Annotated in this window: 17 protein-coding genes and 1 pseudogene; 4 read left to right on the forward strand and 14 right to left on the reverse strand. The window is 48.8% G+C overall.

Going from position 1 to position 20,534, the window contains the following annotated elements:
* Positions 1-59: 59 nt before the first annotated feature.
* From ABC831_RS20110 to ABC831_RS20135, 6 genes are all read right to left on the reverse strand, one after another.
* Positions 60-665 carry a helix-turn-helix domain-containing protein gene (locus ABC831_RS20110; protein WP_343249859.1) on the reverse strand — a complete coding sequence of 202 codons (606 nt, stop codon included), beginning with the start codon at positions 663-665 and terminating at the stop codon, positions 60-62.
* A 214-nt stretch (positions 666-879) separates the two neighbouring features.
* Complete coding sequence (locus ABC831_RS20115; protein WP_343249860.1) at positions 880-1,533, reverse strand: hypothetical protein; 654 nt, start codon at positions 1,531-1,533, stop codon at positions 880-882.
* The gene (locus ABC831_RS20120; protein WP_343249861.1) at positions 1,530-2,294 is read right to left on the reverse strand and encodes an ABC transporter permease; all 765 of its coding nucleotides are present in this window, start codon (positions 2,292-2,294) and stop codon (positions 1,530-1,532) included. The genes ABC831_RS20115 and ABC831_RS20120 overlap by 4 nt, the downstream gene beginning before the upstream one ends.
* Complete coding sequence (locus tag ABC831_RS20125; RefSeq protein WP_343249862.1) at positions 2,287-3,159, reverse strand: ABC transporter ATP-binding protein; 873 nt, start codon at positions 3,157-3,159, stop codon at positions 2,287-2,289. Before ABC831_RS20125 ends, ABC831_RS20120 begins: the two co-directional genes overlap by 8 nt.
* A 65-nt stretch (positions 3,160-3,224) precedes the next feature.
* A complete protein-coding gene (locus ABC831_RS20130) occupies positions 3,225-4,181 on the reverse strand; it encodes a M56 family metallopeptidase (protein ID WP_343249863.1) in 957 nt (318 codons plus the stop codon).
* Entirely contained in the window at positions 4,181-4,555 is a 375-nt protein-coding gene (locus tag ABC831_RS20135; RefSeq protein WP_343249864.1) for a BlaI/MecI/CopY family transcriptional regulator, read from the reverse strand. Before ABC831_RS20135 ends, ABC831_RS20130 begins: the two co-directional genes overlap by 1 nt.
* 476 nt (positions 4,556-5,031) lie before the next feature.
* On the opposite strand from ABC831_RS20135, the gene ABC831_RS20140 reads away from it, so the two are divergent.
* Positions 5,032-5,754 carry an AzlC family ABC transporter permease gene (locus ABC831_RS20140; RefSeq protein WP_343249865.1) on the forward strand — a complete coding sequence of 241 codons (723 nt, stop codon included), beginning with the start codon at positions 5,032-5,034 and terminating at the stop codon, positions 5,752-5,754.
* A complete protein-coding gene (locus ABC831_RS20145; protein ID WP_343249866.1) occupies positions 5,747-6,061 on the forward strand; it encodes an AzlD domain-containing protein in 315 nt (104 codons plus the stop codon). The genes ABC831_RS20140 and ABC831_RS20145 overlap by 8 nt, the downstream gene beginning before the upstream one ends.
* A gap of 88 nt (positions 6,062-6,149) precedes the next feature.
* Here the strand turns inward: ABC831_RS20145 and ABC831_RS20150 are convergent.
* The 8 genes and pseudogenes from ABC831_RS20150 to ABC831_RS20185 all read right to left on the reverse strand — a co-directional run.
* Positions 6,150-6,239: pseudogene (locus tag ABC831_RS20150) on the reverse strand (SEC-C metal-binding domain-containing protein); the annotation flags it as partial.
* Between the two features lie 148 nt (positions 6,240-6,387).
* Complete coding sequence (locus ABC831_RS20155; protein ID WP_343249867.1) at positions 6,388-7,056, reverse strand: dihydrodipicolinate synthase family protein; 669 nt, start codon at positions 7,054-7,056, stop codon at positions 6,388-6,390.
* A gap of 121 nt (positions 7,057-7,177) precedes the next feature.
* Positions 7,178-8,362: a YgeY family selenium metabolism-linked hydrolase gene (locus ABC831_RS20160; protein WP_343249868.1), complete on the reverse strand. Its 1,185-nt coding sequence runs from the start codon at positions 8,360-8,362 to the stop codon at positions 7,178-7,180.
* A gap of 282 nt (positions 8,363-8,644) precedes the next feature.
* Complete coding sequence (locus tag ABC831_RS20165; protein WP_343249869.1) at positions 8,645-10,693, reverse strand: DUF5107 domain-containing protein; 2,049 nt, start codon at positions 10,691-10,693, stop codon at positions 8,645-8,647.
* 35 nt (positions 10,694-10,728) lie between these two features.
* Positions 10,729-13,215, reverse strand: coding sequence for a beta-galactosidase (locus ABC831_RS20170; RefSeq protein WP_343249870.1), 2,487 nt, complete (start codon positions 13,213-13,215; stop codon positions 10,729-10,731).
* A 140-nt stretch (positions 13,216-13,355) separates the two neighbouring features.
* Positions 13,356-14,174, reverse strand: coding sequence for a carbohydrate ABC transporter permease (locus ABC831_RS20175; RefSeq protein WP_343249871.1), 819 nt, complete (start codon positions 14,172-14,174; stop codon positions 13,356-13,358).
* A complete protein-coding gene (locus ABC831_RS20180; protein ID WP_343249872.1) occupies positions 14,171-15,049 on the reverse strand; it encodes a carbohydrate ABC transporter permease in 879 nt (292 codons plus the stop codon). The genes ABC831_RS20175 and ABC831_RS20180 overlap by 4 nt, the downstream gene beginning before the upstream one ends.
* Before the next feature lie 129 nt (positions 15,050-15,178).
* Entirely contained in the window at positions 15,179-16,510 is a 1,332-nt protein-coding gene (locus tag ABC831_RS20185; protein ID WP_343249873.1) for an ABC transporter substrate-binding protein, read from the reverse strand.
* A 198-nt stretch (positions 16,511-16,708) separates the two neighbouring features.
* On the opposite strand from ABC831_RS20185, the gene ABC831_RS20190 reads away from it, so the two are divergent.
* Positions 16,709-18,511, forward strand: a complete 1,803-nt coding sequence (locus ABC831_RS20190) for a cache domain-containing sensor histidine kinase (RefSeq protein WP_343249874.1) — start codon at positions 16,709-16,711, stop codon at positions 18,509-18,511.
* Positions 18,512-18,533: 22 nt separating this feature from the next.
* Positions 18,534-20,045, forward strand: coding sequence for a response regulator (locus ABC831_RS20195; RefSeq protein ID WP_343249875.1), 1,512 nt, complete (start codon positions 18,534-18,536; stop codon positions 20,043-20,045).
* The last annotated feature ends 489 nt before the right edge of the window (positions 20,046-20,534 follow it).

Consider the following 20,534-nt stretch of genomic DNA (forward strand, 5'->3'; position numbering starts at 1 on the left):
TAACTTTGGAGGCCTGAAAATGTAAGAATACCATCGTCACATCCATGATATGATACGTGTCATGGACGTTTTAACAGCAAAATCCCCTTTATGATCAAAAGAATAAATACAAAAAAAGCGGCATAAGCCTGCCGGCTTGCAATAAAGATGAGCACACCGAAAATACTTAACAGAACAGAGGTCAAACTACTTATTTTTACCCAAATCTGACCATTATAATTTTGTAACGCCAACGTTGTGACCCCCCAGATGATGGTGAGAAGTACAATCGTGAAATAGGCTTCTTTTATAAACCCTTGCCCTTGCGTGAAAGCAAGTAACGATACCTGACGAATGCTGTCTCCTTCCTGTTGCCCGAAAAGGGGTATCAAAAACATCATCCCGGCAGCACAGTCCAGTAAACCAAACACGAAATCCCGCATATGCCGTGTCTTTTTTATGTTATCCGTTTCGGCTATGCATATGAGTTCCCTGTTCGATAAGAGTTCATCTATAGTGATTGAAAAGAATTCAGAGATTGATTTTAACGAATCAATACTTGGATAGCCGCGGCCAGACTCCCATTTAGAAATAGCAGTTCGTGAAACAAACAGTGCTGCTGAGAGTTCTTCCTGGGTTAAGCCCTTCTGTTTCCTGAGCTCCTGCAGTTTCTCATGAAATTCCATAATAATCACCTCGCTTTTAAAATTTATTGAACGCCGAATCAAAGGTGATTTCTCCGCCTAACGAAAAGATTCAGCACAATTATTTTCATTCTAATATTCACTTGCAGAAATGTCAAACTATTCATGGTTGGAGGGGGGAGAGCCTCATGGTATGGATGCTGCTTATGTTAGGTGCTGCACATGGCGTGGTCTTAAGGAATTCCCTGGTCAGAGTTTATTTTTCCCCGGGATCAAACAAAGCAAATACCCTCTTCCGGCACATTCCGTAAGAAATCAACCACAAGCAGAGTCCTGATACGATTAAAATAGTTTTGTTGACATACCAGATCCGGTCGCCGCCGGCCGCATAGCGGATGAACAGATAGATATACGAAACCGGCTTATATCTTGTCATACTGACCGCTATAAGTGAGAACAGCCAGATCACTCCTGTTATCATAACAGGCATATGTGGAGTACTGGTCCGGATTGATATCACTACACACAGGCTGGACAGAAAGAAAGCGCCCGGTATATATGTGAGCAGCAGCCCGGCCGCATCCATACCCGGTTTGAGCGCCACGGTGCCGCATATACCGGCAATGGTAAATAGAAGGACACCCGCCAGCAGCAGGATATATCTGCGTATGATCCATAGGAACAGCGATTTCCCCTGCGCTGCGATAACTTCAAACATCGGATCGGTTCTGACCCTGCACCATTCTCCCACGGCAATCGCCGTATAGAAAGGAAAGACAATCTCAAATCCCACATAGCCCCAATGGATATTATTGCCGCCGGCGGCGCAGACTGCCAGAAAGGCTCCGGTAAGCAGTGCTGTGATCCAGACCGGATGAATCCCCATTATTTTACATTCCTTTTTTATCATTCATCCGCCCTCCAAAATGATCGTTTCACGGCCACCAGGGTGACCGCTAAAACTCCGGTTCCCAGCAGGAACGCCAGGTTTAACAGCGCGCTTCCGGGATAGACCTGCGGCCACTTTGGATGCTGCCAGATGTATTTTGTGAGATCTCCCTGAGTGAAGATATAAAACGGCATTTTTTCTGCGGAATTGATGGAAAAAGCATTGGTCATAAACAGAATGGAATACAGCAGATAGAAGAAGCGTATATCCAGTATTTCAGGAAACATGACACTGCTGGCCGCGACAAAAAAGGCCGCCGGCAAAATCAGATACAGCGTGACGGAGCAAATGGCCTGCAGATAGCTTCCGGCCCCTTCCGCCCCCCGGCGGCACAGAAGAAATCCACAGATAGAAATTCCGAGCAGCGCAAACATCATCGTGAGCGCATAGCACAGATTTCCCAGTAATTTCCCTCCTATATAATCCTTTTTCCGGATCGGGGCCGCCATAAACAAATCTTTTAATCCTGCTTTCCGGTCTCCCACCATCCGGCCGGCCATCAGGAACATCAGACCAAACAGCAGGATCAGGCCGTCAAATGCGAATACACGCTTCACATAATAGTGGATTTCTCCCAGGAATTCCACACGGGCCATGTTGGCCGCCGTCGGGAGGCAGTCCAGAAATGCCGATATTGTGGTAAACAGCAGCACACCCCATCCGGCGGGACGGCCGATCTGCATTTTGTATTCGTATTTGGCAATAGCGGTCAGCTTACTCATATTTTTTACCTCCCATACAATATACATAGGCGTCCTCCAGCGTTTCCGAAACCGGAGGGACCGGGAACACCCCCCTCTCATCCAGAATTCGGGCCCGTATGCCGGAGTGCTCATATGTGACGGACAGAACGACGGCTTTTTTCTGCAGTTCCGCCAATTCCCTTTCCTTTTCTATTTCCACGATCTTTACCTTACCGGCGGCTTTAGATAAAAGCTCTGCGGCGCTGCCGCCAAAACACAGTGTCCCCTTCCGAAGTACGGCAAGCTTCCCGCATAACTGATAGACATCCTCCACAATGTGCGTGGACAGCAGAACACAGTTGCCGTCTTTCGCGAACCGGGACAGAACACCGCGAAAGCGAACCCGCTCCTCCGGGTCCAGTCCCGCCGTCGGTTCATCCACAATTAAAACCCGCGGCTCCCCCACCAGTGCCTGGGCGATTCCGACCCGGCGTTTCATTCCGCCGGATAATTGTCCGATCCGCCGGCCCGCATATTGTACCATGTCTGTCTGTTCCAATACTTCCATTACTTTCTCACGGCCTTTTACCCCTTTTAATGCCGCCATATAACTGACGAAATCGAATACGGTCAGCGCCGGATACATGGTAAGTTCCTGGGGCAGATAGCCGATCAGCCGACGGGCCTTTTCCCCCTGTGTCTTTGTGTCATAGCCTCCGATCCGTACGGATCCGGAGGTCGGCTGCATAATGGTTGAGAGGATTTTCATCAGCGTTGTTTTACCGGCTCCGTTATGACCCAGTAGCCCGAATACGCCGCTTTCCACTTGGAAGCTGATGTCCTTTAGGGCGGTTACGTGATTTTTGTATTGCTTTGACAAATTGGTTATTTCTATCTGATTCATTACAGTTCCTTTCATCTACATTTGTAGTTTTTTTGGGCTCAGTTATTGTTAATGGTCTGTTACTTTTAATCAGGCTCACTGTATTCTACAGAACCCATCAAGGCCGGATACGGATAAAAATATGTCCGGCTGGCTGAAATAGAAAGCAAAATCGTCATGGTGACCAATCCCCCTAAAACGGCCAGAGAAATAATCCGCCAGAACTGTTTTGGATAAGACAAAAGAGCAGCAAACCGCTGTTTCGCCATCAGGAACCCCAGAGCCTCTATTCTTCCCCCGGCGTTTTTTCCCGTACCGGATGAGATCTCCATCAGATGGAGCATGGTTCTTGTATAATCACCGGGAGTCAGTTCTGCGCAGCTATTCAGTACTTTTTTGTCACAATCCATTTCGCATATCAACTCAAAATCATTCCTGGAAATCCATACAAAAGGATTACACCAGTGTAGGATAGATGCCAGGTCATAGAAGCGTTGGAATAAATGGTGTTTTCTCTTAATATGCAAAACTTCGTGCTTTAGAATAATCTCCAATTCCTGATCGGTCAGCTCCGGTAAAATCGTTTTGTCCAAAAGAATGACCGGGTGCAGGATAGTCACAACACAGACCGGATCTTTGAAATTCCCGAACAGGACACGGGGATTTTTCGAAAGCCGTACTGCGGTACAGCATTCCGATAAGATCTTCAGAACTCGCTCATCCCGGCAAATGGTACATTTCCTCATAGACCGGGAGGCAAATCGTATACGAATCAGAAAGTAAAGGGCGAACAGCAGCGCTCCGGCCATCCAAATCACGGATGCGATCCGGAAGCCGTAACGCCACATCTGCCTCTCACCGGGAATGAGCTGCACCTGAGGCACAATAACCGGAATCAGATAAAGCAGAAAACCGGTCACTCCAAACCACAGCGGCTGTACCAGATGCAGAACCTTTTTGGAAAACAGGGCGGCAAAGGAAAAGATACTTCCGATAAACGATAAATACAGGATGATACTGAATATATTTCCAAGTATCTGCATTACTTCTCCTCCTGTTCTTCAATTAATGCTTTGAGGGCATCCAGTTCTTCCCTGGACAGATTTCCACTTTTCACAAAACCGGATACCATACTGGATAAGGAACCGTCATAGACCCGGCGCAGAAACGTCTGGCTTTCCGCAAGCTGGCATTCGCTCTCTGAAACAGCCGGATAATAAAGATATCCTTTTCCCTGTCTTTTCGTTGACAATGCCCCTTTTTTTACCAGGCGGGCGATATAAGTCTGGATCGTGGTTTTGCTCCAGTCCGTACATTTTAATTTTTCCAATATTTCCTGAAGGGTTTGGGGCGGGTCGCTCCAGATGATCTTCATTACCTGCCATTCTGATTCGGAGATGGATATTCGATTCGACATTGGGATCTCCTTTCTTTGATTGATTATCTGTAGTTCTATTGTAATCATAAAACTACAAACTGTCAATCATTTTTAATGGAAACTGGTATATTTTTTCTGCAGCTGATTCTAAAGGAAAAATAGGGGATCAAATGAAAAAGGGAATTTACTTTTTCTTATTACCGAAACTTACTGTTCCTATTTTTTTGGTGTGGATTTTTTTTAGTTCTTATTATATGATAGTAAAGGCTGTTACCACCGCTTATTTTTTACGGTTGTGCAGGTGGAATATTTACATGAAAATTCAAAAAGATTAGAAAATAGATGTTATACCTATATGTGCAAAAAAACGCACTCTTAGAGGAACGGTTGAACATAAAGCTGTTCACCCATACCTTATTTTGCAGCTTTGCTGCAAACCCGCCCGTAGGGCATGCATTAAGAGTACCTGTCAAGGTATACCTATATGTGCAAAAAACGCACTTTTGGAGGAAACTATGAAACACAATGGAATTGCATTCAGAAATGGTTTAAAGGATGGTGTCCCCATCGGCCTGGGTTATCTGGCAGTCTCCTTTACTTTCGGTATCATGGCCGCCGGGGCCGGGCTGACTCCCTGGCAGTCGGTGTTAATGTCCTTTACCAATCTGACTTCGGCAGGACAGTTTGCCGCGCTCAGTATTATACAGGCAGGTTCTTCGTACATGGAAATGGCGGTTACGCAGTTTATCATCAATCTCCGCTATTGCCTGATGTCCTGTTCGCTTTCCCAGAAATTAGAAGAGCAGACACCATTCCATCACCGGCTGTTCGTCGGATACGGTGTCACGGATGAGATCTTCGGTGTATCTGTGTGTAAGCCGGGCAAGCTGAATCCTTTTTACAGTTACGGCCTGATCAGTGTGGCTGTGCCGGGCTGGACGCTGGGCACCCTGCTGGGTGCCGTCTCAGGCAGTCTGCTTCCGGGGCGGGTACTCAGCGCGCTGAACGTCGCACTCTACGGAATGTTCCTGGCGGTCATTATCCCTCCTGCCAGAAAGAGCAAGGTGTTAGCCGGGGTCATTCTGGTATCCATGGCCTGTAGCCTGCTTTTCACTTTCATTCCTGTGCTGAACACGATATCATCCGGATTTAAGATCATCCTGCTGACCATCCTGATCGCCGGTGCGGCGGCCTATTTCTTCCCGGTCAGGGACTCCGAGGAGGTGCTCCATGAGTAATCATGCGGTTCTTTACATAATAGTAATGGCGGTCGTGACCTATCTGATCCGGGTACTTCCACTGACACTGATTCGAAAAGAGATAAAAAATCCTTTTATCAGATCCTTCCTGTTCTATGTGCCTTACGTCACACTGTCGGTAATGACTTTCCCTGCAATCTTAAGTGCCACCGCCAGTGTCTGGTCAGCAGCGGCGGCGCTTGTAACCGCAGTGTTCCTGGCTTACCGTGGAAAAAGTCTGTTTCAGGTTTCGCTGGCTGCCTGTGCGGTTGTGTTTCTGGCTGAGCTCGTATTACCGCTGGCCTAGAGAAGATGCGGGACATGTCCCTTTCGGTTTGGGACATGTCCCATATTATCTTTTTTACCTGCTTATGCCCGATTATCAACTCTGCCCTTTATTTCTTACCACAGCATTTTTTGTATTTCTTACCGCTTCCGCAGGGGCAGGGATCATTAGGATATATCTTCTTGGGCGACGTTACCGTCTTCCCGCTTACACCGTCGGGCAGAAATGTCACCGGTATCTCATCTGTATTGGAATACGCTTCTTTTAAATAGTCAGCCGCCGTATCTCTCATCGATACGATGTGAGACGCCTTTGCTCCTGATCTTTAATACCGATCGCCCAACATTTCACTTGGCGTATGTCCCCTGTGCATCAGCATTCTCGTGTTGTTGTTGACTTCCATCAGGATGGATGAAAATTGTTCCAGCGCCGATTCGGATAAAGAAAATATATCCATCTGCTCTCCTATCAGCAGATCCAGGACATCCTTCAGATCCCCTCCCTTTGAAATACAATTCCATATAAGCGTCAGCAGATCCCCCACATAATCTGCCTCTAACTGATATTCTTCTGTCAGGAAATCCCTTAATTTCTGTTATAATGGTTATTGGAGTAATCAGTGCCTCTTCCAGTCGCTTCTCATCGAACAGTTTATTCATCCTTAGGAACTTCTCCGCCATAATATTAAAGGTACTCCCGATCCCGGCCCGCACCCCGACTGCCAGCGCGCTCAGATATAATTCGTCGTGCCCGATGAACACGCTCTTGTCCGGATACTCCTCGATAATCTGCTGAAGCTGAAACAGATCATAACTGGTATGCTTTATTCCGATTATCTTCTCATTTGAGAGTAACCTTTCCAGATCAGTCTTGGAAAAATGAATCCCCGACATAGCCGGGATATTATAGATCAGCACCGGAACATCCACCGCATCTGCCAGATCTTCATAATACCGTATATATTCTTCCATATTAAAACTGAAATAAAACGGCGGTACAGAGGAAATGGCGGACACCCCTGTCTTCTCTGGGATCTATTTGAATCCTCTGATATTAATAAGCAGCATCTTATTATCGGCCGCTATGCGATCCCCCGGACAGGCTTAATCCATAGGATTTTATATTATCTTGTGTCCTTTATTTCAACAGCGCTTTCATAATCCCATAATAGCCTTCTGACGCTTTAACCAATTGCTCTGTTTCCACATACTCATCAATGGTATGTGCAAGGCTCTCCGCAGAAGGACCAAACCCTATTGTGGGAATACCCGCTTCTCCCGCATAATGACTGCCGTTCGTACAGAAATTATATCGGGTAATAACCGGTTCATAGCCCATAGATCTCAACTGCCGTACGACATCCTGGATAAACGGTTCTTCTTCCTCCTGAAGCCATCCCGGGAAAAACCGCTCACCGGTAATGTGTTCCCCGGTATAACATATCTCATCCCCTACGGCAAAAGAAACTCTGGCCGAAAACTCTACATCTTCACGCTCCAGTTTATCCAGCACCTCCCGGATCGGCGCCAACACACTTTCTTTCGTCTCTCCCACCAAGAGACGTCTGTCATAAGTCGCCCGGCAATACTCCGGTACGACAGACGCTCCCGGATAGGGACTGGATTTGATATCCGTCAATTCCAGGATTCCCTTCCCCAATACCGGATGCTCCGGTGGAATGATTTGGCGGATTGCCTGGATCAGTCTGGTCATCTGGTAAACGGCGTTTATTCCTTTTTCGGGATTGGCAGAATGGGCCGGCTTTCCAAAAGTTTCCAGGACGATCTCTGCTCTACCTCTCTGCCCGATTTTTATATTCAGACCGGATGCCTCCCCGATCACTACATAGTCCGGTTTTACCATGTTACTGATACTCCGGGCGGCTACTCCTTCAAAACATTCTTCATGAACCACTCCAGCCACACAGATCTCACCGGGAAAGTTCCTTCCGGTGTCCTCAGCGAAAAAACGGGCCGCCGTCAGGAATCCTGCGATGGCGCCTTTCATATCCGAGGCTCCCCGGCCGTACAGCCGCCCGTCTTCTATCTCTGGCTCAAACGGGTTATGTGACCATTTTCCACTATCCTGCACTGGCACGGTATCCATGTGTCCGTCAAACAGCAGCTTTTTTCCAGAGCGTGTTCCTCTGATCCTTCCAATTATATTGCCGTACCGGTCCTCTGTAATCTGATCAAATCCCGCATACTCCATATATCTTCTTAATTCACCGGCTACGGCCTTTTCTTCGCCCGAATAACTTCTGTACGAGATAAGCCTTTTGCACAAATCAATTATCTCTTCGTTTCTGCTGGTCTGAAACATTTTCGTACCTCCATATAAACCTCGTGGCACTGTCCTGGTGACGGCCCGCTTATGTTCTGGTTTTCTATTATTATACAAAATGGAAGTGTCCTTTACAACCGATCCTGAGATCGAATTCCCTCACTTTCTCACCGTCTAATAGCGACAGGTACACGAAACGGACATGTCACAAATTGAAATGGACATGTCCCAAATTGAAATGGACATGTCCCAAATTGAATTGGACATGTCCCAAACTGAATTGGACATGTCCCAAACTGAATTGGACATGTCCCGAAATCACTAACACGAAACCAGGCGGAAATCAATATTCCGCGGCGGCATCTTCTCTTTTTTTATCCTCCTCAGACATTGTTCAAACTCTTGTTTGGTATAATCTGTACCTAATTCCCTTAATGCCTGGTACCGGAACCAGACCTCGCACATCTGGTTCTCTCCCTCCCGAATCACAGAAAACGGATAGGCAAACGCCCGTTCCAGGAACTCATATTCTCCAACTGCCAGCGCCGCCGGGCATACGGTTATGATTATTCTCTGGTTCCCGGCCAATCCCTCCGGAAGTTCACGGTAGAAGTTCCACATCTGCTCAAACTCCCTGCGCTCACATAGCAAGGCCAGATATTCCTGGGCAAACGCGGGATCTCTCATTCCTTCGTCACAATGTACCGCCCGGGAAAGCATCTGGACCGCCTCGCCCGTTTGGCCTGTATCCTTCAGATAACAGGCCAGGTTCCGGTAGGCCATCGCGCTTTCCCTGATCTGTAAGGATTTTTCCCACAGTTGTCCCGCTTCCGCCTCCCTGCCGTTTTCATACAGCAAAACCCCCAGCTGAATCAGGCAGTCCGGATGATCCGGTTCCCTTCTGACCGCCTCCCTTAAGTAGGGTTCCCATGCGGTATCCGTCATCCAGGAGCGAAGGCTTTCCAGCGCCTCTGCCCTCGGCATAACTCCATTCTCCAATAGCTGATACCATTTCCGTTCTTCCTCACCCATCGCTTCTGCCGGAAAATATAACCATTCAGGCACTGTATGTTCTATATTTTTCTTGCGCCGTTCCTGCTCCAGATAACCCCACCCGCTTCCGCAGGCCAAAAGCTGGCGGACCGGCAGCATACTATCCTGCACGAATTGTTCATGCAGGGATAGCAGGCGTTCCTCCGGGATCGTCCGGCAGACCTGTGTATAGACACAGTCCCGGGCAGCTTCCCAATCCGCCCCGCAGATGTCGCCGGCTTCGATGATACCGCTTCCAAAAGCCTGTGTGAACATAATCTCACTGTGTCCGGGCATCTCCAGGCCATGCAGCTGGGTGGGGCACAGTCCGGCCTGAATTTCCACATAGTTTCCCTGCCCCGGCTCTGACAGGAAATCCAGCCAGTGCCGGCCGCCCCTGTGCTTTCCCCAGCAGAACATCTTGCGGATTCTAAGGGGCTGTGTGGATCTCTCCAGGAACATCCACCCGTCGTCATAGGCAGCGGCTTCCCACGGGCAGGACTCCTCCTTCCCGTTCTGGAAAAAGAATTCGTTCGTATATTCGGAGTTTAGGGGATAAGATACATCTGTGCCGGGCATCGTCGGCAGACAGGGCATCTGCGCGTGGCCGAATCCGTGCGGCGCATCCTCCTTTTCCAGGGACGCCGGTTTTACATAGATGACTTCTTTGGTTCCCGAGAAAATTCTCACCCGCTTCTCTTCCCGGATCGCCGTATTGGTCCACCAATACATCGGCACCGCATCGCTGTGGTCATTCATAATCCGGACGCAGGCGTAGAGGGCATGGGAGCCGGAAGGCAGATGAAAATCGATATGCCAGAAGATCCCCCTGGTGCGCTCATAATCATACATCCTTAAGAAATCCATCCCCCACAAATCCTTTACCCTGGCAAAATATACCGGGGAACAGGTCGTATAGGTATGACCTGTCTGCGCGATATTCCACTCGATTCCTCCGGAGAACCAGGCGTTCCGGATCGCCAGATTGGCAGGCTGAAATACCGGATTTTTAAAAAGCAGTTCTTTCCCGGCGCTCTTGTCATAGAGGGAATACAGCCTTCCGCCCAGCTCCGGCAAAAATTCCGCCCTCAGAATTTCATTTTCAAGTACCACAGTTTTGTATTCTCTCATCATCCGCTCTGCGTCGTAGCGGTCCTGCATACAGTAGGGCAATACGCGAAAGCCCGTATAGCAGCCCAGATTCTCAAGTTCCTCCGGCCAGAGGGTTCCGTCATTCTCCACTTTCTGATGTTCCTGCCGGGACCGGAACATTGGCAGCGGATTTTCTTTTGGCAGCCGTGTTCCGTTTATTTTAATTTTTGATGTATATGCCTTCATATTACCTCCGCCTTATCCCTTTCGATGCTTTGTATTCAAAATGTAATCTGTATCTCTTTCTTTTGCTCGGCGAGTATTCCCCTTAAGCACACCAGTTCTTCTTCCCGACTCTGCGAAAACCGTTCCAGATATACGGGCTGTTCTTTCGCAAGCGGCAGAATCTGCAGGGTCAGCTTCTGATCTTTTAGTTCCCTGTAGAATCTCTTCAGGCCGACCCGCCAAGGAGTCCCTTTGCAGTAATCATCCGCGATCAGCCGCTCTCCCAGATACAGATGCGCCACATCCCCCAGATAATCTACCGTAAGTATCAGATCCTCACCCTCCGAAAGCTCCAGCGGCTGCAGACGGATATCCCATTGCCGTACATCCCATGCCCCGCTTTTTTCCGTCTTCAGGTAGCTGTAATGCCCGGCCAGCTTTTCATCCGCCGGTTCCTCTTTCCATGCCGCATCCACACGCGTTTTTTCTGCGATATGGTATGCATAACCGTAAAATTCTCCTCTTCTTCCGATATATCTAAGTCCCTGTGTATTTTCCGGTCTTTCTTTTCCCAGTATCCAGATACAGCCATCCGGTTTTGACGTACGGATATGTATATTATGGTCCTGACAGAACAGCTCATCGGAACATATGACAATCCGCTTTTCTGTATCCGGATTTGTATCACTTTCTTTCAGAGCGGCTTCTTCTGTTTTATTAAGGCAGCCTTTGGCAGTACTACGGCATACTTCTCTTACCCTGCGGCTTACTGCCGCTTCTTTCCAGCAGTTATCTGCCGCCTCTTTCCAGCAGTTATCTGCCTCCTCCTGGTTCAGCGTAATGATACACACCGTACGGCCGCCGGCTGTCCGCACTTCGGCCATGCACTCCATTCCCGCCTGCCGGACCCGCAGCAAAGTCCCTGTTTCTGTCTTTATTTTTTCCATCAGATCCGGGGCGGACGTAACCTCCAGCTGTTCCTGAAAATAGTACTCGCTGACCATCCCGCGCGGATTATAAAACAGGAAGAACTCCTTACCTTCCAACGTACACCTGCACAGCGGCTGCGCCGTCGCGTAGACCAGTCTGCTTCCTCCCATCTCCATCGAAAACGGGAAAAAGAAATAGCTGTCCTCCGGTATGGTCATGCCTTCTTTGTCTGCGGTGCAAAGCGGGAATCGGATGGTTTCCTCTTTTCTCCGTATACAAACCACCGTATTCTTTTTTTCCGGCATCCGCTCCAGGCGGATATAATTGTTAACGAACAAGAACCCGCCGTCCTCCCCATCACGGACACAATATCGAAGTTCCTCCTTATTCCCGTTCTCTTTGCCGCCCGCCGGAAAATACGGCTGCGCCTTCGCCAGCATCCCTCCAAAATCACCCAGGAACAGATTAAACCGCTTCAAAACTCTATACCCATCCCGAATCTCCCCAAAATCACTGACCGGTGCCTGGAAATCATTGCTGAGAGTCGGGAAATTATTCAGATATCCCGTATCTTTCGTCTCATTGTAAGTAGTTTTACCGGTCTTCGGGTTCATCCCCCCCTTGAACATAAAGTAACCGACCAGATTATTCCCGCTGCCGATACCGGTTAATGTCATAGCACCCACATCATCCGGATGAATCACAGGTCTTCTGTGGTAGGTCACGGGAATTCCCGTTCCTGTCTCACAGGTGGCGAACGGATAACGGGAAAAATCAGCGGCTCCCTCATACCCTTCCCTGTCTGTCAGCTCCAGAACATCGACACCGATATCCGCGTCATTGCGGTCCTCCTGGAACAGATAATGGATGCTGGGTGCAAGGGGGGCGGTGTGCTGCTCCCACGGGCCCTCCGGATAACCGCCGAACATGGGGATGAATTCGTCCTGCGGGAATCTCGTTCCGCCGTGATGCCCCCAGCCCGTCACCGTCCAGACAGGCGCTTCCATACCGCACTCCTGTGCCAATTTCTTTAAGGTTCCCAGATGTTCCGGCTCCCGGATCAGTTCATTGTCCACCTGTATCCCGATAATCGGGCCGCCGTCCCGGAAGAACAGGCCGTCCAGCTGCCCGGCCAGCTCCGTATACAGCCTTTTTGCATAGAACAGATAAGTTTCGTCATTGCAGCGGGTATGACTGCATTTCTCATAGATCCAGTCCGGATGCCCTCCGTTTCTGCACTCCCCGTGAACCCATGGGCCAAGCCTCAGGAAGAACCCAAGCCCCAGTTTACCGCACAGCTCCACGAACTTACGGATATCCCGGCTTCCGCTAAAACAAAATTTTCCTTCCTCCTCTTCATGGTGAATCCAAAATACATAACTGGATATCACCTGAATTCCGGCCGCTTTACATTTCAGGAGATCTTCCTCCCAGTATTCCACCGGATTTCTGGAATAATGAAATTCCCCCATCACCGGTATAAAGGGCCGCTGGTTATAAGTCAGATACCGGCTGTTCGCCTCTATCCTGTTCCCTTTTGGATCAGCGCCGCCCATACGCAGATGGCCGCGTATGATCGGTTTTTTGACCGCCGTGTCGATATGATATTCCATATTTACCTCCATTGGCGCATATGCTGCGCCATAAAATATTCGTAAAAGATCTCCGGCCTATTTTAAGCGCGCCTGGCCTTTCACCACACCTGGCCTTTCACCGCGCCTGGCCTTTCACCGCACCTGGCCTTTCACCGCACCTAGCCTTTCACCGCGCCGACCGTCATGCCGTCCACGATCTGTTTCTGGAACAGGATAAACACGATCAGAATCGGCACCACCGCGATGACAATATCCGCGCATACCAGGTTCCAGCTCCTGCTGTACTGTCCGAAATAGTTATATACCGTCATAGGCATGGCCCACATATCGGAAGACCTGGTGAAATACAGCTGATAGTAAAAGTCATTCCAGATCCCGGTCGCGATAATCAATACACTGGTAACCGTCACCGGCTTAAGCAATGGCAGGATTACCCGGAAGAATAAGGATACCGCTCCGCCGCCGTCGATCAGCGTAGCCTCATCCAGGGACGTGGGGATCGTCTCCATGAATCCATAATACATGAACACGCAAAAAGGGATATTGAATGCAATATACAGCAGGATCAGGTTGAGATAAGTTCCATACAGATGCAGCTGCTTGGTCGTCATGATGGTCGGAATAATGGACATGGGCAGCACCAGTCCGGCCATAAACAGATAATAGAGTTTGTTGCAGCCACCGGTGCGCCTCCTGCTGAGGACAAAAGCCGCCATCGCCGACACCATCATTACCCCAAAGGATGAAAAACCGCTGTATACGATCCCATTTCGCATGGACCCCCAGATATCCGAGGTGGCAAACACTTCCCGGTAGTTATCGAGAATCCATTTCGTGGGAAGCGACAGGGTAAAGGAGGCCGCCTCCCCCTGGGTCTTGAAAGAATTCAGAACAACGATGCAGACCGGGACAAGGATCAGCAGGCTCAACAGGAAAATACAAAGATTCAGGATACCCGCTTTCACTGTCTTTTTCAATTGTAATCCACCTCTTTTCTCTTGAGCAACACAATCACGCCAATACAGATCAGCAGAATCAGTACGGTAAGCACCAGGTTATAAGCAGTTCCCACGCCCCACAGGCCGTTGCCGAACATTTTGTAGATCATGGTGCTCACCACCTGGGTCGCGTTGCCCGGCCCGCCGTTGGTCAGGATATATACCTGGTCAAATACCTTCAGCCCGTTGATGATGGCGAAGATCAGGTTGATCGTGATTCCCTGTGTGATCAGCGGCAGGATAATATGGCGCAGGCGCTGAAAATATCCGGCCCCGTCCACTTTTGCCGCCTCAAAGTAATCCATGGGAATCGATTTTAGAGCGGCCAGATAAATAATCATGTGGAAACCGGCTGTCCTCCACACTTCCACCAGGCATACCGAGCCCATAGCCACCTTCCGGTTGTTGAGCCAGTCCATGCCCTGTATGCCGAAAACCGAGAGCACCGCATTGAGCGGGCCGGTCGGATACAGAATCGCGGTGAACATTACACCGATGATAACCATATTTAAAAAGTTCGGCAGGTAAAAAATCCCCCGCATGTATCCGCCGGATAACCTGCTGTTGTTGCTGGCCAGCAGGGCAAGCCCAAGTCCAACCACATTTTTCAGCACTACCGTAACGATGGCGAAGAAAAAGGTATTCCATAACGCCAGCTTCAGATTCGGATCGCTGAATATCTTTTTGAAATTTTCAATCCCCACAAACTGATAAGTATGTATACTTCTGGAGTTCCAGTCCGTAAAGGCATAGAACATCCCGCTTAGAGACGGCAGAATAAAGAAGATAAAATAGATGATCAGTGCGGGGAGGACGAAATATAAAGGATAAATTTTCTTTGTATTCTTTAACATGGAAATCCTCTCACTTTCTCAAATATATAAACATGTTCCAATACTATCCATAGAAAACAACCAGAAAAGAGGGCAGAAAAAAGGCTGTAAAAGGTTGTTGGAATGAAACCTTCTACAGCCCGTATGTCTTTAGAATCCTTCCATACCTTTGGCTTTCGCCTGATCCGCGAAGGATACGTCCCATTTCTCCATAACTTCTTTCGCCGTAATGCTTCCGGTCAGCATCTCCTGCTGATAGCTCCAGAAATCATTCAGATCGATACCGGTCAGAAGGCTGTTGGTCTCAACCGCGGTATTTCCAGTGGTCATGTAGCCGTCGTTTAAGTCCTGCTGCCATGCGGGCAGTTCCATCTTCTGATCTTTGAACAGCGGGTATTCTCCCCAGCCTGCCAGGAATATATCCATATGTTCCGGCTGAGACATCCAGTCCAGGAATTTCTCCGCCGCTTCCACGTTCTTGGAATTTTTAAAGATCGAGAACTGGCCGGGGCCTTTGCTGACAGCCAGAACGTCCTTTTCATAAGGCAGTACGGACATACGGATGTCCACATCGGGATTGATCTTCTGGATATCGCCGATCGCGAACTGGCCGGATACATACATGGCCGCCTCACCGTTCGCCATGGCTGCCTGCGCACTGTCATAGGTTGCCGCCATAAAGTCTGCGTTCGTGTAACCTTTTTCTCTTAATTCACCCATTTTTGCGATGACGTCTTCAAATTCCGGTACATCGGTCCATGTCACTTCGCCGCTCATAAGCTTTGCGAAGGTTTCCTCCGGCACTACCTGGGGAGCCGCTCCGGTAAACCATACCTGGGTGGTCCAGGTGTCTTTGTCGGAAGCGTAAACCGGTGTAATCCCTTTTTCCTTAAATATCTCACAGGCTTCGTAGAGCTCTGCCGTATTAGCAGGAACCTTTACATTGTTCTCATCAAATAATTTCTTATTGTACAGAAGGCCGACTGCGGTATCGCCGCTGGCGGGCATGCCGTATAATTTGCCGTCGATCATCTTCGGTTCCATCTGGCTTTCGATGGCCCGGCTGTACCAGGGCTGCTCCTCTGTCATTTCCAGGAAGTTATCCTCCCCCACTTCCAGCATCAGGCTCTTGTCGATCCGGATGATATCGGGAGTCTCCTCCACGGCTACTTTGGTCTTGACCAGATCGATCCACTGGTTGTCCGGGATCGCCTGGACATCGATTTTGTATCCCGGATTCTCTTCCTCGAACTGCGCGGTCAGATCTTTTACAAAGTCTTTGTAATGCGTCTGGGGAAGCATAAAGGAGAGTGTTACTTCCTCCCCGTCAGCCGGGGCCGCTTTCTGTTCTTCCTGAGGCGCTGCTGTTACCTGCGCGCTGCCGGCCTCATTTTCTGCCGGAGCCTCTGTTTTGCCGCATCCTGTCATCATCCCGGCTGCCATGACCACGGCCAGGGCCGCTGCGAATGTCTTTTTCCACATATCTGATTCCCTCTTTCTTTGTTTTGATGTACCTAAATCGTACACCGCAAAACCCCCCGGGTAAATGTAAGATCATAAACCGGGGAGATGTAAAATACTTAACCGGCGGCTGTTTTCACGGGTTTCCCGCACTCTGTCTCCATGATATAATATACCTATCGAATATAGGAAATTACGCAGTCCGACGGGGGGCTATTTATGAAAATCAAAACACTCTCTAAACGAAATCCGCACAACTATCAGACCAAACTATTCTATACCTATTCCACTTTAATTTTTATCATCCTGCTGATCCTCGCAGTCCTGATCTTTACTTTATTTTACAGCTATAATTATGAAAAAGCCATCGACAGCCAGAATCAGATCCTGGAAAAAACCTCCCAGCAGCTGGACTCTGTGCTTTCCTCCATGGACAAGCTGGCCAACGGGCTGTTGTTCAACCAGGATTTTATGAATATTATCCGGAACGACACGGCAGCCCAGACACAGTATAATGAGAATAACAAAAAAATACTGTCCATGATCGTCAGTCTGGATGCCCCTCTCATCGAGACATACCGGGTGATGGTCTCTACCCCGCAGGCCTATTACACCTTCGTAAAATCCGGAGAGGACCAGACTTATATCGCCCAGGCCCTTAAGGACTATCCCTATCAGGAACTTCTCGATCAGGTAAAAGGCAGTAAGATCATCCTTCCCACTCATCCGGACACATTCAGCCGCAAGGATAACCCGGTCATCTCCGTTCTGCGCAATATCACGGATTATACCGGCCGGAAGTTCGGGATGGTGGAAGTCCAGAATGAATATGAAAAAGTGGAGGATATCTGTAAAATCGAGTCCAGCATCGGAACGATGGCCGTATTTTCCGAAACCGGGCAGATCATCTATCCCTGGGGCGCTCAGGAGGGGGATACCGGTTTTTTGTCTTCCCTTTATTCATCCGTGGAAGCCAGGGAAAAAGAGGCGGGAAATTACCGCTTTGACCGGTGTGAGGTGGCTTACTCCCGCTCCGGCTACAGCGGATGGACCACCGTAATCTACCAGCCCGTCAGCCGGATCGTATCTTTTTCCAACTATATCTTCCTGGCCATATTCCTCACCTTTCTGGCCATTACCTTTGTGACGCTGATCCTGGTGAAAAAGCTGACCGTCCGGCTGACCCAGCCGCTGACAGAGCTGAATGAATCGCTGCATACGGTCAGCCTTAATAATCTGGCGGTTACCCTGTCCCAGTCCTACGACATCGCGGAGATCGACCAGATCAACGATTCCTTCCACACCATGTTCCTGAAGCTCAAGGAATCCATCGCACAGACCGTGGAATCCAGGGCCAACGAAGAGCGTGCCAATTATCTGGCGCTCCAGTCCCAGATGAACCCCCACACCATCTACAATACGATCGCCATGATCGAATCCATCAGTTATATGCACGGGGATAAGGAGATCTCTGAGCTGTGTGTCTATTTCTCCCGCATGCTGCGTTATATCTCTGATTATACCAGGCATCACTATACCGTCAAAGACGAAGTGGGGCATCTGGAAAATTATTCGAATCTGATGAAGAAACGGTACGAGGGGCAGCTTCAGGTAGCGATCGACGCCGATCCGGTCCTGTATCAGAAGGAGATACCCAAATTCACCCTCCAGCCGCTGTTTGAGAACTCTGTCAAGTATGGCTTTTACGAAGCGGATCAGCTGCTGCAGATCGGGGTCCGCATCCAAACCCTGCCGGATGGATGGTATATTCTGATCGAAGATAATGGAAGCGGGATTACACCGGAGAAGATCCAGGAGATCTACCAGCAGTTTGACCACTGTGACAAGCGCCTGAAGGCCAACGATGAAGTGATCAACATGAAAATAGGAAATCTGGCCCTGAGTAATATCTACATACGGATGCGGATTCTGTACGGGGAGGGATTCTCGTTCCACATTGAAAACTGTCCGCAGGGGGGCTGCCGGATCTATATCGAAATCCTGGATACCCGGAATACATAGATGAGTCATGGAGGAGAAGTGTATGAAACTGTTGTTGGTGGAAGATGAAATTCACGTATTAAAAAGTCTGGAACAAAAAATCCTGGATCTGAACCAGGATTATGAGATTATCGGAACAGCGTCCAACGGAACCAAAGCATTGGAACTGATCCGGCAGCAGACGCCGGACATCGTGTTGACGGATATCCGGATGCCCGGTATGGACGGCCTTACGCTGATCCGGGAAATGGCCGTTCTCTGCCCGGACGCCATAGCGGTCATTATCAGCGGATATCAGGAATTTGAATATGCCAAACAGGCCATGTCCATGGGTGTCCTGGATTATCTGCTCAAGCCCATAGACATCCAGGAACTGGACGAATGTCTCTCCCACTGTCGGGAACGCTGCAAAGAACAGCAGGCAAAAAAACGGACGAATATGGTTTCCGTCATGATGCATGAGGAAAAAATGCCTATGACCTTCCACTCGGACGGTACATACGTCATCCTCTATCTCATCATCGGCAATCCCCTTCAAAGCGCGGATCATATTATTCATCCGTCCGTACCCTATATCCCTTCCGAGACGATGGAGGAACGGCTCCACCGGGAGTTCTCAACCGCCGGAGAATGCTACTGCTTTGACGGGATCTTTACCAATGAAAAAGCGGTGCTGCTGCACTTTTCCCGGTTCCATCCGGACTCCTTTCGCCTCCGGCTGAAGGGACTGCCTCTTTCGCTGGCTGCGGAATTATCCTATACCGTTACGATCTACGCCGATCTAAGAGGACAGATCGACAACCTCGGAAACGCTCTTAAAAAATGCCGGGCAAAAGCCGCCCAGAGCGTCCTGCTCCACAAATCCACGGTCCGGTACGCGCAGGACGATCCTGTCCTTTCCAACAGGAAATCCATCACGAACGACGTGATCAGCCGCTATCACCTGCTGTTGGATCAGAAACAGTTCGACATTTTGAAAACCAGTGTCCACCAGCTGTTTGATCAGTGGCAGCAGGCGGAACGTCCGGTCTGGTTTATGGAACAGGACCTGGTCTATCTGCTGGATTCCCTGAAATATGCCATGTCTTCGGGCACCGTATTCGAATTCAACAGCCAGTTCTATATTGAAGATATCATCAGCACCGCCTCAGATTATCGGAATCTGGAGGAACATTTTTACCGTCTGCTCCTGGACCTGTTCGAGACTAACGCTCCCGTGAAGGAGACGTCCGCGGACCGGCTGCTCCAGACAGCCGTGGATTATTTTGAGCAGAATATATCATCGAATATCTCTCTTCAGATGTTAAGTGAGCGGATGAATGTATCCCAGGTCTATCTGTGCCGTATTTTCAAGAAACAGACGGATCTGACTCCGATTGACTATTTCGTGCGTCTGAAGATCGAAAAAGCCAAAAATATGATACAGAATTACCCGAACATGCCGTTAAAGGAGATTTCAGAGACATTGGGCTTCAATGATTCCTATTATTTCAGTAAGGTGTTCAAGAAGATTATGGGGGTTACCCCATCCGGATATAAGAAGTCGGTCGGATAATTTGATTTTAGTTGAAACTGTTTTTATTCGCATTGTTATATAATTATTTGACAACAAAAAAAGCAAAATTTTGTTTTAGAAGTTCCCATCACACATTTTTCTATCGCCTTCCGTATTAGTAATCACATTAAGGAAAGTAAATGAGATAAGAACGGGCTATCGGGAAATAAATAAGTCATACCAGATATGGAACATGTTCGCCAGTTTTACATCCATATCTGGTATGCTTATTTAATTTCCCGACAGCCCCCCCAAAAAAGGCTGCGCGGTTTAGGATCTGTATTTTACTCGATCCCATCCGCGCAACCTCTTTTTATTCCGTTTTCTTTATACCATTATCTTTATGCTGTTCTCTTTGTGCCAGTCTCTTTATACCGTTCTCTTTGTACCAGTCTCTTTGTACCAGTCTCTTTGTACCAGTCTTTTTGTACCAGTCTCTTTGTACCAGTCTTTTTATACCAGTCTTTTTATACCAGTCTTTTTGTACCT

Origin of the sequence: Diplocloster hominis (genome assembly GCF_032380655.1) — a bacterium.
Taxonomy (GTDB): Bacteria; Bacillota; Clostridia; order Lachnospirales; family Lachnospiraceae; genus Diplocloster; species Diplocloster hominis.